13 protein-coding genes and 1 tRNA gene are annotated in these 12,180 nt (G+C 61.9%); 7 read left to right on the top strand and 7 right to left on the bottom strand.

The features are described 5' to 3' along the window. Nucleotides 1–142: 142 nt before the first annotated feature. The gene (tesB, locus tag AC4CWH_RS17485) at nt 143–1,027 is read right to left on the bottom strand and encodes an acyl-CoA thioesterase II (RefSeq protein WP_491319708.1); all 885 of its coding nucleotides are present in this window, start codon (nt 1,025–1,027) and stop codon (nt 143–145) included. An 86-nt stretch (nt 1,028–1,113) separates the two neighbouring features. Between tesB and AC4CWH_RS17480 the strand changes: the two genes are divergently transcribed. After that, entirely contained in the window at nt 1,114–2,328 is a 1,215-nt protein-coding gene (locus AC4CWH_RS17480) for a ubiquinone biosynthesis hydroxylase (protein ID WP_491319707.1), read from the top strand. 33 nt (nt 2,329–2,361) lie between these two features. On the opposite strand, the gene AC4CWH_RS17475 is transcribed toward AC4CWH_RS17480, so the two are convergent. The 4 genes from AC4CWH_RS17475 to AC4CWH_RS17460 all read right to left on the bottom strand — a co-directional run bounded on the left by AC4CWH_RS17475 (nt 2,362) and on the right by AC4CWH_RS17460 (nt 4,933). After that, nucleotides 2,362–2,550 carry a Trm112 family protein gene (locus AC4CWH_RS17475; RefSeq protein WP_210105927.1) on the bottom strand — a complete coding sequence of 63 codons (189 nt, stop codon included), beginning with the start codon at nt 2,548–2,550 and terminating at the stop codon, nt 2,362–2,364. Nucleotides 2,551–2,559: 9 nt separating this feature from the next. Then, a complete protein-coding gene (locus AC4CWH_RS17470; RefSeq protein ID WP_491319706.1) occupies nt 2,560–3,228 on the bottom strand; it encodes an LON peptidase substrate-binding domain-containing protein in 669 nt (222 codons plus the stop codon). Between the two features lie 138 nt (nt 3,229–3,366). Further along, on the bottom strand, nt 3,367–4,341 hold the full coding sequence (gene trxA, locus AC4CWH_RS17465; RefSeq protein WP_491319705.1) for a thioredoxin: 975 nt from the start codon (nt 4,339–4,341) through the stop codon (nt 3,367–3,369). 70 nt (nt 4,342–4,411) lie between these two features. After that, the gene (locus AC4CWH_RS17460; protein WP_491319704.1) at nt 4,412–4,933 is read right to left on the bottom strand and encodes a prolyl-tRNA synthetase associated domain-containing protein; all 522 of its coding nucleotides are present in this window, start codon (nt 4,931–4,933) and stop codon (nt 4,412–4,414) included. Between the two features lie 351 nt (nt 4,934–5,284). Between AC4CWH_RS17460 and AC4CWH_RS17455 the strand changes: the two genes are divergently transcribed. Then, a tRNA-Gly gene (locus tag AC4CWH_RS17455) sits at nt 5,285–5,359 on the top strand. Between the two features lie 152 nt (nt 5,360–5,511). Here the strand turns inward: AC4CWH_RS17455 and AC4CWH_RS17450 are convergent. Beyond that, on the bottom strand, nt 5,512–6,627 hold the full coding sequence (locus AC4CWH_RS17450) for a citrate synthase/methylcitrate synthase (protein WP_491319703.1): 1,116 nt from the start codon (nt 6,625–6,627) through the stop codon (nt 5,512–5,514). A 105-nt stretch (nt 6,628–6,732) separates the two neighbouring features. Between AC4CWH_RS17450 and AC4CWH_RS17445 the strand changes: the two genes are divergently transcribed. From AC4CWH_RS17445 to AC4CWH_RS17425, 5 genes are all read left to right on the top strand, one after another. Beyond that, nucleotides 6,733–7,923 carry a citrate synthase gene (locus AC4CWH_RS17445; protein WP_491319702.1) on the top strand — a complete coding sequence of 397 codons (1,191 nt, stop codon included), beginning with the start codon at nt 6,733–6,735 and terminating at the stop codon, nt 7,921–7,923. A gap of 73 nt (nt 7,924–7,996) precedes the next feature. Next, on the top strand, nt 7,997–8,548 hold the full coding sequence (locus AC4CWH_RS17440) for a sigma-70 family RNA polymerase sigma factor (protein ID WP_491319701.1): 552 nt from the start codon (nt 7,997–7,999) through the stop codon (nt 8,546–8,548). Further along, nucleotides 8,535–9,308: an anti-sigma factor family protein gene (locus AC4CWH_RS17435; protein WP_491319700.1), complete on the top strand. Its 774-nt coding sequence runs from the start codon at nt 8,535–8,537 to the stop codon at nt 9,306–9,308. Before AC4CWH_RS17440 ends, AC4CWH_RS17435 begins: the two co-directional genes overlap by 14 nt. 20 nt (nt 9,309–9,328) lie before the next feature. Then, on the top strand, nt 9,329–10,039 hold the full coding sequence (locus AC4CWH_RS17430) for a Bax inhibitor-1/YccA family protein (protein WP_491283319.1): 711 nt from the start codon (nt 9,329–9,331) through the stop codon (nt 10,037–10,039). A gap of 139 nt (nt 10,040–10,178) precedes the next feature. Next, complete coding sequence (locus AC4CWH_RS17425; protein ID WP_491319699.1) at nt 10,179–10,850, top strand: exopolysaccharide biosynthesis protein; 672 nt, start codon at nt 10,179–10,181, stop codon at nt 10,848–10,850. Nucleotides 10,851–10,852: 2 nt separating this feature from the next. Here AC4CWH_RS17425 and AC4CWH_RS17420 read toward each other — a convergent pair whose 3' ends face one another. Further along, complete coding sequence (locus AC4CWH_RS17420) at nt 10,853–12,022, bottom strand: aminotransferase (RefSeq protein ID WP_491321461.1); 1,170 nt, start codon at nt 12,020–12,022, stop codon at nt 10,853–10,855. Nucleotides 12,023–12,180: the final 158 nt, after the last annotated feature.

Below are 12,180 nucleotides of genomic sequence, written 5' to 3'. Positions count from 1 at the left end.
ACATTCAATCGCCGTGCCAGATTCTGGCCACAAAGTTAAGTATCTGATTTCAAATGATTATTAATAAATTCCCCACGCCGGATGCAATTGAACGCCAAATAGGCGCTCAATTACGCAGCAAATTATTCAAAATGCTCAATAATTAAGCACTTGCCCGTTTGCGAATCAAACCTTCCTGGGCAACCGAGGCCACCAGCGTACCGGAGCGGGTATAAAGGCTGCCACGGGTCATTCCGCGGGCACCGGATGCACTCGGACTGTCCTGGGTGTAGAGCAGCCAGTCATCGAGTGCTGACGGGCGATGAAACCACATGGCGTGGTCAAGGCTTGCTGCCTGGATCGCCGGATCGAAGATTGTCGTGCCATGGGCGTAGAGCGACGTGTCGAGCAGGGTCATGTCGGAGAGATAGGCAAGGATCGCGGCCCGGTAATGCCGGTCAACCGGCACCGCGCCGGTGGCGCGCACCCACATATGCTGCTCCGGCTTCAGCTTTTCGTTGGAAACATAATGCACGAGCGAGACCGGACGGATTTCCACCGGTCGCTTGCGCCCCCAGTAACGCTTGATCATATCGGGCGCCTTGGCCAGAAACACCTTTTGGAATTCCGCCTCCGACATCAGCTCTTCCGGCTGCTTGATCGCCGGCATCTGCGCCTGATGATCGTAGCCGCTCTCTTCGATCTGCGAGGAGACGGACATGGCGAAGATGGCGCGGCCGTGCTGGATGCCGGTCACGCGACGCGTGGTGAAACTGGACCCGTCCCGCAGGCGCTCCACCTGATAGACGATCGGCACCTTGGGATCGCCCGGCAGCAGGAAATAGCCATGCAGGGAGTGGACGAAGCGGTCATCCGGTGTGGTGCGCTGCGCGGCCATCAGCGCCTGGGCAATCACCTGCCCGCCGAACACGCGCTGCCAGCCGATCTGCGGGCTTTTGCCGCGAAACAGGTTTTCTTCCAGCCGTTCCAGATCCAGCGTTTCCAGAAGCTGATCCATGGCGGAGAGGTGTTCCGGGGCCTGCGGCATTTTTAACGGTCTCCAGCGGTAGGAAGCGGTGGTGTGATGATCTATATGTCAGGCAGTGCATTCTCAAGTACGGCAGGAGCAAAGCGATGCTGGATATGCTGATCGTTGGCGGCGGATATGTCGGCCTTTCCGTGGCAGTGGCCACCAAACAGGCAGCACCGCATCTGTCCGTCGAGGTGATCGAGGCGGCGCCCGGCCATGTCTGGGAAAAGGATGAGCGGGCCTCGGCCATCATTGCGGCGGCGAGCCGCATGCTCGGCGTGCTCGGCCTGTGGGATGAAATTGCCGTCGATGCTCAAGCCATCACCCGCATGATCGTGACGGATTCGCGCACCGCCGATCCGGTGCGCCCGGTATTCCTCACCTTCGATGGCGACGTGGAGGAAGGCCAGCCGTTTGCCCATATGGTGCCCAATGTGGCGATGGTGCGGGCGCTGCGCGGCGCCTGCGAACGGCTTGGCATCCCGATCCGCCATGGCGTTTCGGCGACCGGATTTACCGCCGGCCCGCACGCGGCAACGCTCACCCTGTCGAACGGCGAAACGCTGGAAAGCCGCCTCGTCGTCGCCTGCGACGGGGTGCGCTCCAAGCTGCGCGACATGGCCGGCATCAAGACGGTGCGCTGGGACTACGACCAGTCCGGCATCGTCACCACGGTGGAACACGAGCGCCCGCATGAGGGCTGCGCGGAAGAACATTTTCTGCCCTCCGGCCCGTTTGCCATCCTGCCGCTGAAGGGCAACCGCTCCTCGCTCGTCTGGACCGAGCGCACCGCCGATGCCGACCGGCTGGTGGCCAGCGACGACCTGATCTTCGAAGAGGAGTTGCAGCGTCGCTTCGGCTACAAGCTCGGAGCGCTCCGGGTCGTGGGCAGCAAAAAGGCGTTTCCGCTGGGGCTCACCCTGTCGCGCGCCTTTGTCGCACCGCGCCTGGCGCTTGCGGGCGATGCCGCCCACGGAATCCACCCGATTTCGGGCCAAGGCCTCAACCTCGGCTTCAAGGATGTGGCAGCGCTTGCCGAAACCGTGGTCGAGGCCGATCGGCTGGGGCTCGATATCGGCGCCCTCAACATTCTTGAGCGTTATCAGGCCTGGCGGCGTTTTGACACGTTCCGCATGGGCGTCACGACGGACGTGCTGAACCGGCTGTTTTCCAACGACATTGCACCGATCCGCATTGCCCGCGATTTCGGGCTCGGCGTGGTAGAACGCCTGCCGAAACTGAAATCCTTCTTCATCGGGGAAGCGGCCGGCACGAAGGCGAAAAACAGCCCGCGCCTGCTGGAAGGCCACACGATCTGAGATCCCCCACCAAGCCTGCACAGGATCGGGGCATCAGTCCTCGATCTTGCGGGCCTCTGAGATCAGCATAATCGGAATGCCGTCACGGATCGGATAGGCGAGACGCGCCTTTTCCGAGATCAGTTCGTTGGTCTCGCGGTTCAGCGACAGCCTTGTCTTGCCAAGCGGACAGACCAGCAGTTCCAGCAGTTTCGGATCGACCTTGGCGAGCTTCTCGTCCATTAAAAAACCCTACTGGAGAACCGTGTCGCTATCGCCAAAATCGCGCGCCAGCAGGATTTCGGTGATCGCCACCAGCGTCTCGGCCCGCGTCTTCAGATCCGGCGCCTCGAGCAGTGCCTGCTTTTCCGGCGCCCCGAACGGCGACATCATCGAGAGCGAGTTGACCAGCATGCGGTTGCCGGCGCGCTCGACGCTTTCCCAGTCCGCTTCAAGCTGGTTTGCATCGAGATAGGCGCGAAAGACGCGCAGCAATTCCTCGCGGTTGACGGTCGCCTCGTCATCCTCTTCCGACAGGTCGCTCATGAAGGGCATGACATTAAACGTTCTAAAGGGATGCCCCTCGCCCACTTCCTCTGCCAGGCGCACGCGGCAGACGCCGCTCAGCGACACGACATAGCGCCCATCGCCCGTCTCGGCAAAAGACGTGATGCGACCGAGACAACCAACGGTGGCGAGCGCCGGGCGCAGGCTGTCTGCCGCCTCGCCCATGGCAGGCTGCACCATCGCAATCAGCCGATTGCTGGCTATCGCGGCATCGAACATGGCAAGGTAACGCGGCTCGAAGACATTGAGCGGCAGCTGGCCACCCGGCAGGAGCAGCGCACCTGTCAACGGAAAAACCGGCACGGTCTGCGGCAAGTCCTCACGTTTGACATATCTCGCATTGCCGACATGCATGGGCATCCTCCACCTGCGGCACTGCCGAAAGGCAGTGCAAGGTTTCATATGTGGTCTTGCAACCGGTTTCACAAGGCGCGCCAGTTGAGGCGCACGGGCTCAGACGGGCGACAGATCCGCCTCAACCGCTCCTAGAGATCACGAAAACAGGATGGACGACATGCGGCGGCGGGCGGCAATGGTTGCCGGATCCTTCGGACCCCAGGCCTCGAAGAACTGCAGCAGCTGGCGGCGGGCGCCATCATCATCGAAGGTCCGATCCTTCTTCATGATCAGCAGCAGATGTTCGGCCGCCTCGTCGCGTTTTCCCTCGACATTGCGGATCTTGGCAAGTTTTACGCGCGCTTCGTGGTGATCCGGGTTGAGCGACAGTTCGTGCTCGAGCGCCACGGGATCGCCAAGCTTGCGGGCCTCCTCGATCTGGGCAAGCTTCAGCGCCACCGCCTGCACCGGCGCCTGCGAGGAAAGCTCTTCCGGCAGCGACGCCAGCATCTGGCTGACGCGGGCCACTTCGCCGAGCGACAGCAGGCATTCCATCATGCCGGCCGCGGCCTTGGCATTTTCCGGATCGGCCTGCAGGACAGCGGCAAAGAGCTGCGCTGCGCCATCGATATCGCCGCCTTCGAACAGGCCCTGCGCTTCTTCCAGCGCCGCCTCAAGCTCGGCTGCCTGATCGGCGCCGGGAGGACCGGCAACCTTGTCGATGAACTGGCGGATCTGACTTTCGGGCACGGCGCCCATGAAGCCATCGACAGGGCGACCGTTGACGAAGGCGATGACGGCAGGGATCGACTGGATGCCGAGCTGGCCGGGAATGGAGGGATGGTCATCGATGTTGAGCTTGACGAGCTTGACCCGGCCCTGCCCTTCGTTGACGACCTTTTCAAGCGCCGGCGCAAGCTGCTTGCACGGTCCGCACCAGGGCGCCCAGAAATCCACGAGAACCGGCTGCAGGCGGGATTCTTCCAGAACGTCCTTGGTAAAGGCCGCCGTCGTCGTATCCTTGACCAAACCGCCGGCGGGTGCTGCCGCGGCAGAGGGCTGGCCGCCAAAACTCATCGTGCCGCTCATCTGGTTCCCGTAGGAGCCGCCGTAAGGATTGTTCGTGCTCATGGATATGTCTCCCGGAACTGCCTGTGCGCCTTGGTGTGCCGCTTTGCCGCTTTGCCGCTAAGATCGTATGTCAGCCGGTCACTTTCAAGACAAGCGGCTGATGGCCTGTCGCCTCAAGAAAGCGAACGAGATCGCGGCTGCCGATCGAGGTCGTCGCATCGTTGGAAAGCGGATGGCAATTGATGATATCGTGCGCCATCAGGTCTTCGTCCAGCACGAAGGTCACATTTGCGCCCGTATCGTTGATGGCGCCGAACACGGTGACGGAGCCTGGAATGACGCCGAGATATTCGAGCATTTTTTCCGGGCTGCCGAAGGAAACCCGGCTCGATGCCCCGATCAGCTTGTGAACGCTTTTCAGGTCGACCACTGCATTTTCCTCGACGGTCAGCACGAAGAACTGATCCTTCTTGTCCTTCACGAAGAGGTTCTTGGTATGCCCGCCTGGAATTGCGTCTCGCAGGCTTTCCGATTCGGCCACGGTAAACACCGGCGCATGCGATTTTGTGGTGTGCGCAATGCCGAGATCATCGAGAAAGCGGAAAAGGTCTTCGGCCGTCTTCGGCACCGGGGAAGTCGCACTGTCTGTCATGGCGTGGGTCTGCGGTCTTTCTGAAGGGGGACAAGCGGCGGCGGGTGGACGTCTTCAGCCGCCGGCTGGACTATAGGAGGCTGAGGCTTGTCCTCACAAGACGGGTGGCTGCAATTCCTGTGCGGTTCAAGCCGCCTGCTGCAAGCCTTTTGCGTCGCCGCCAAGCGGGCGCACCAAACGCATTTTTCAAAAAACAATTATAATCAGACACTTAGACGTAAAATTCAAAAATTTTGCGTTTCCCGTCATTTCCCTGTTGCATTCAAAAATCACTTGGGCCATATAGCCCCCGTCGCCGCAAGCGAGCGACACGCCGGCCCAGCGAACTACCCCGGGTCGAGCGGTTGATGAGCGGGCGTAGCTCAGGGGTAGAGCACAACCTTGCCAAGGTTGGGGTCGAGGGTTCGAATCCCTTCGCCCGCTCCAATTTTCTTTCACAGGAAAATTGATGATCAGATCGAGGATATATCCTCGCTCTTCGACCGCAGGTCGTTTCAAAAAATCCCAAAACATTTCTTCCGGTCGCGGATGCGTTTTGGCATCCGCGTTCCGGACAAGATATCAGGAAGACATCGAGATCAGGCACTCGCCCTGGGCATCGGTCCGACATAACGCGACTGCGGGCGAATCAACCGGCCGGTCTGCTCCTGTTCCAGCACATGCGCCGTCCAGCCCGCCATGCGGCCGGCGGCAAAGACATTGGTAAAGCTGTCGCGCGGAAAACCGACCGCCTCCAGAACGAGCGCTGTATAAAACTCGACATTGGTCTGCAGCGGCCGCAACGGCTTTTTCTCCTGCAGCAGGGCAAGCGCTGCCGCCTCCACCTGTTCGGCAAAACGAATACGGCCATTGCCATCCTTTAAGCTGGAAACGGCCCCCTTCAGCACATCGGCCCGCGGATCACGCACCCGGTAGATGCGGTGACCAAAGCCCATCAGCCGATCGCCGCGTGCCAAGGCGTCCGCAAGCCAGTCTTCGATGCGGGAGGCGTCGCCGATCTCATCCAGCATATCGAGAACCGGCCCCGGCGCGCCGCCATGCAGCGGGCCTTTCAAGGCACACAGCGCCCCGACCACAGACGAAAAAAGCCCCGCCTTGGTGGAGGCGATGACGCGCGCGGTAAAGGTGGAGGCGTTCAGGCCATGATCGGCAACCGTCACCAGATAGGTATCGAGCGCTTTCACCTTATCCGGCTCGGCCGGCGCGCCCTTGAGCATGCGCAGGAAATCTTCCGCCTGGGAAAGCGTCGCATCCGGCTCCACCGGCGGCAGACCCTGCCCTACGCGCGCGATAGCCGCGGCAAAGACCGGAACGGCAGCAACAGCCAGAACCGGATGCGGCATGGCTTCGGCATCGGGCAGCGCAGAGAGAAAAAGCCGCAGCGCCTCCACCGGCGAAAGGCCGGAGATCGCCGGCAGCAAAGGCTGCATCAGGGCAAAGGCGCGGCCGCGCGCAGCACCGAGCGCGCTTTTGATATCCGCCGCGCTCCAGATCTCCGGCGTCAGATCCCGCCACAGCAGCTCAAGCGCTGCCTCGAATGTCCAGTCGGCCATCTCCTGCAGATGATAACCGCGCAGGATCAATTCGCCGGCGGCACCATCCACATGGCTGAGGCGGGTTTCAGCGGCAATCACATCATCAAGACCGGGTGCCGAAGATGCGGCGGCGAGAACAGGAGTGCTGGGGTGGCTCATGGCATTTCCTCTTTGTCGGATTGTTATTGTCGATTTCCGCTTGAGGATGTTGCAGTGCATATATATCGTCAATCTTGATTCATCCAATCAATGTGAACCTTGCCGATGAGCCTGCGCGAAAAATTCATCACCGCCGAAGCGGCCGCTGCCGAACTCGAGATCAGCCGGCCAACGCTTTACGCCTATGTCAGCCGTGGCCTGATCCAGACAAGCGGCACGGGAGACGATCCGCGCCGCAGGCTTTACAGCGTGCATGACGTGGACGAGCTGAAGAAGCGCAAGGCGGTTGGCCGGCGTCCGCGCGAGGTGGCGGCGACGACGCTCGACTGGGGGCTGCCGGTTCTGTCGTCGGCCATCACGCTGATCGAGAATGGCGGGCTTTATTATCGCGGCCGAAATGCGCTTCATCTGGCCGACACCGGGAGCCTGGAAGAGGTTGCCCGCCTGCTCTGGGACTGCGGCGAACACGACCCGTTTTCCGAAGCAAAAGCCGCCCCCGAGACCTTCGACGCCGAGCTTCTGGCAAAGACAGGGCGCCTACCCCTGACGGAGCGCTGCCAGTCACTTCTGCCTTTCGTTGCCGTCGGGCGGGCAACGGCCTGGAAGCGCAATCCCGCACGGCTCTGGCCGGGCGCCTGCGCGCTGCTGCGCACCGTGGCCGGCGCCTCTGTCAGCCGGCAGCCGGACAGCCGCCCGATCGACGCATTTCTGGCCGATGCTTGGGGGCTGGATGACAAGGGCCGCGGTATCGTGCGGCGCGCGCTCGTTCTGCTTGCCGATCACGAACTGAACGCATCGGCCTTTGCCGTGCGCGTCGTTGCCTCCACCGGCGCGTCGCTCGGCGCCTGCCTCAATGCCGGCCTTTCGGCGCTGAGCGGCCCGATGCATGGCGGCACAACAAGCCTTGTGGAACTGCTGTTTGACGAGGTGGAGCGTGTCGGTGATGCCGCCACCGTGATTGAGAGCCGCTTGCGGCGCGGCGACAGCGTGCCAGGCTTTGACCATCCGCTTTATCCGGACGGCGATCCGCGTGCGCGCGGCCTGCTTCCCCACCTGCCGGAAAATGCCCCACAGGCAGACCTGATGGCAGTGATGAGCGACATGGACGGCAAGCTGCCGAACTGCGACTTCGCCCTGGTTGCCGTGCGCCGTGCCCTTGGCCTGCCGCAAGGATCGGCGCTGGCGCTGTTTGCCATCGGCCGCACCGCCGGCTGGATTGCCCATGCGCTGGAGCAGGTGCTGGACGACAAGCTGATCCGGCCGCGCGCGCGCTATACGGGACCGGCCATCGGCTGAACCGGCAGCCTCCTGTTCAAAAAAAATCGTACCGCCGGGGAATAAATCGCAAGGCGCCTCCGTATACTGGGGCATGAGCGACAAGAGACACCCATTCGATGTCCTGAACCAGCTGGCAACGCTTCGCCGCTATGCGCGCTCGCTCGTGCGCAATCCCGACGATGCCGAGGATCTGGTGCATGATGCGCTGGTCAAGGCCTATGAGCGCAAGGCAACGTTCCGCGAGAGTGGAAACCTGCGCAACTGGCTGCTGTCGATCGTCCACAACACCCATATCGACCGCATCCGCGCCCGCCGCTCCAGCGACACCCGCCACAAGGCAGCCGCCGATGTGTCGGAGACCGTGCATCACGCCGATCCGGACCAGTCGATCCGGCTGAAGCAGTTGCGTGAGGCGTTCTTTGCGCTCTCGCCGGAACAGCGCGATGCGCTGCATCTGGTGGCGATCGAAGGGCTTTCCTATCAGGACGCCGCAGACGCCCTTGGCATTCCCGTGGGAACGCTGATGTCACGCGTCTCCCGTGCGCGCGCAGCTCTTCGCGCCTTCGAGGAAAACGGCCGCCGTCCGGCAGACGGCACCAACCATCTCAAACTCATTGAAGGGGGACGCGATGAAACCCGTTGACCCGGTCCAGTCCGCCGATGTGGAAGCCTATGTGGACGACCAGCTGGATGCCGGCCGTCGCATCGAGGTGGAAGCCTATCTGTCCGAAAACCCTGACATCGCCGCGCGTGTGATGGCCGATCTCGCCATCAAGGGCGAGTTGCGTCTGGCACTTGCCGAAGGCCATCGCCACAGCCGGCCGGAAACCCGCGAGGCGGCGCGCCGTCTGCAGGGTGCCCTGTCGCGCGGTCGCATTTTTCATTCCCTCCAGCGGCTTGCTGCCACTGTGACACTGGTTGCTGCCGGCTGGGGCCTCAGCAGCCATTTCGGCCCCTTCACCGTGTCGGAAGTGGTGGCCTCGGTACCGCCGCCGGCCTTCGTGGAGGAAGCCATCCGGGCGCATGGCACGTCTGCGCTGCGCCACACCATGCGCTCGCAGCCGGAAGCCCCGCGTTACGACCCGACAGAAATCCGCTCGGCAACCGCCATCGTCATGCCCGAGATACCCAAGGGCTGGCAGGTGGAAGACGTGCAGATCTTTCCTTCCGCCTTCGGACCGAGCGTGGAAATGGCACTGACCGACACCGATAAAACGCGTCTGTCGCTGTTTGCCGTCCGGCCCGGCAGTTTTGCCGTGCAGCAGGTTTCCGAACTGACGCAGGATGCCGTCAAGGCCTCCTACTGGCAGATCGGCGATGTCGCCTATGCCCTGGTGGCGCATGGCGAAAATGCCGCCAACCTTCGCCGCGAGGCGGAAAGCCTTGCGAAATCCCTTTATTGATCAACCCAAAGGAGACCCCGATGAACCCCCGTTTCGGATATAATCCGGCCGTCCAATCCCAGGCCGTCTTCGATGAGGCGCTGCGCAAGCACATGCTGCGCGTCTACAATTACATGGGCCTTGGCCTCGTCATCACCGGCATTGTCGCTTTCGTCGTGTCTTCGACGCCGGCGCTTTATGTGCCGATCTTCTCGAGCCCGCTCAAATGGGTGGTGATGCTTGCCCCGCTCGCCTTCGTGTTCTTCTTCTCGTTCAAGATCCAGACCATGTCGGCCTCCACGGCACAGATGACCTTCTGGGCCTTCTGCGCCGTCATGGGCCTGTCGCTTGCCTCGGTATTCCTCGTCTTCACCGGCGCCAGCATCGCCCGCACCTTCTTCATCACGGCCACCATGTTCGGCGCCACCAGCCTTTATGGCTACGTGACGAAGCGTGACCTGTCGAAGTTCGGCTCGTTCCTGATGATGGGCCTGATCGGCGTGGTGATCGCGTCTGTGGTCAACATCTTCCTCGGCTCCAGCGCGCTGCAGTTTGCCATCTCGCTCATCGGCATCGTCGTGTTCATCGGCCTCACCGCCTGGGACACGCAGAACATCAAGGAGCAGTATGCGGAGAACTTTGACCAGGAGAGCCAGCAGAAACTTGCCGTGTTTGGCGCGCTGTCGCTTTATCTCAACTTCGTCAACATCTTCCAGCTGCTGCTGAGCCTCACCGGCCAGCGCGAAGAATAAGCCTTTCGGGCTTTCCGCCCGGTTTCACGTGGCTTTAAGCTGCTTGCGTAACGAAATGGCCATGTTCTTGTGGCATGGCCATTTCCATGACAATCTCGCTTCCGAAACTTCCCGTCCTCCAGTGCCTGTCGAGCGTGTGATGGCCCTTCCCCAAGACCCACCACATGACGCGCAGGATAACCCAGGCGCTGATCATGGACATGGCGCAGAACCGCCAAGCTTTTCCACCATTTTGAAAACCATGGCCGATGACGAGAGACGCGAGCGTGTGTCCGTCGCCGACCTTCTGTCACTGATGCAGGACCGTGCCTTCGGAGCACTGATCTTCATCTTTGCCATGCCGAACACCATTCCAACGCCACCCGGCACGTCCGCCATCCTCGGCATTCCCCTGGTTTTCCTTGCCGCCCAGATGGCACTTGGAAAAGCGCCATGGCTGCCGAAATTCATCGCCAGCCGCTCGATGCTGCGCACCGACTTTGCCGGCATGGTCGACAAGGCAAGCCCGTGGATCGCCAAGGCCGAGCGTATGCTGAAGCCGCGCTGGCGAAGCCTTTCCTCGCCGGGTGCCGAACGGGTCATCGGCTGCTTCGGCCTCATCCTTGCCGTGGTGCTGGCGCTTCCCATTCCGCTTGGCAACATGCTGCCGGCCGTGGCGCTCTGCATGATGGCCTTCGGGATTCTCGAAAAGGACGGCGTGTGGATTGCGAGCGGCGCCATCCTTGGCGTCGTCTCGCTGTTCCTGGTGGCCGGCGTCATCTACGCCATCATCAAGAGTGCCTTCTTCCTGATTGCAGCCGTCTTTGCCTGACCTTAGAGGCTAAAGCCCACGAGCCGCTCTTCCAGCCGGCCGATGGTGGCGGCATCTGCATTGGCAAAGGCAAAGCGCAGGTAATTTTCCTGGGCGGCGCCAAAATATCCGCCGGGAATGCAGGAGACGCCAACCTGCCGCGCCAGGGCCTCGGCAACCTGCGCCGACGGCACACCGGAAAACGGATGTTTCACGAAAGCGAAATAGGCACCGACGGCGGCAAGCCGCCAGGCTGGAAGCTTTGCCATCACCGCCCTCAGGGCATCGGCACGGCGCAAGATCTCCAGCCGGTTTTCCTCGCGCCAGTCGGCAAGCAGCGGCAGGGCATCGGCGACCGCGGCCTGGGCCGCGCGCGGCGCACAGATCTGCAGGTTGTCCATGATCTTGGCCACCTGAGCAATAAAGACGGGACTGGCCGTGATGGCGCCAAGACGGTGGCCGGGAATGCAAAAGCTCTTTGAAAAACTGTAGAGCGAGACGAACCCGTCCTGCCAGCCCTCTTCGGCAAAAAGCCCGTGCGGCGCAAGACCGGCGACCGGCAGGAAATCGCGGTAGGTTTCATCGAGGATCAGCCAGACACCACGGCTGCGGCAAAGCGCAAATATCGCCTTGAGGAGGGCCGGCGGATAGACGGCGCCTGTGGGGTTGTTGGGCGAGACCAGCGCCAGCGCCTTGACGCCCGGCTGAAGCTCAGCCTCGATCGCAGCAATCTGCGGCAGGAACCCGTCTTCAGCCCGGCAGGCCACGAAACGGCTGCGAATGCCGAGCATAGCAAGCGTCGTCTCGTGGTTGAAGTAATAGGGCTCGGTCATCAGCACCGTGTCGCCGGCGCCCGCAATCGCCATGACCGCGCAGAGAAAGGCCTGATTGCAGCCGGATGTGACATGAACATTGCTGGCCGCAATGCCGGCTCCATAAACCTCTGCCGAATGGACGGCATAAGCGTCGCGCAGCCCGGCATCCCCCTCGATCGGGCCATAGCCCGTATAGGCAAGCGAGGAGGCGGTCTGCCCGAGAAGCTCCAGCATTTTGGGATGCGCCGGATAACCGGGCACTGCCTGCGACAGGTCGATCAGCGGTCCCCGCGAACCGTCATAGGCACGGGCCCACGCCTGCACGGAGGGCACCGGCGGCGGCTGGATGGATTTCACAAGCGGATTGAATGCGGGCAGGGACATGGAGCGGTAGCCTTATCGTGAACTTGCCGGAATAACGGTGGTCGAGGAACGAATGTCAATTGATTTTGCGGCTCAATTTCGAAGATAATGCCAAAATCGAAGGCAGACAGAAGCGGCGCTTAATTCTTGCGCAGGCTTTCCGGCAATGGATG

The sequence above is a fragment of the Neorhizobium sp. PAMB6716 genome (assembly GCF_058242805.1).
Note: the sequence above shows the minus strand (reverse complement) of the source record. Positions and strands in the feature narration are given on the sequence as shown.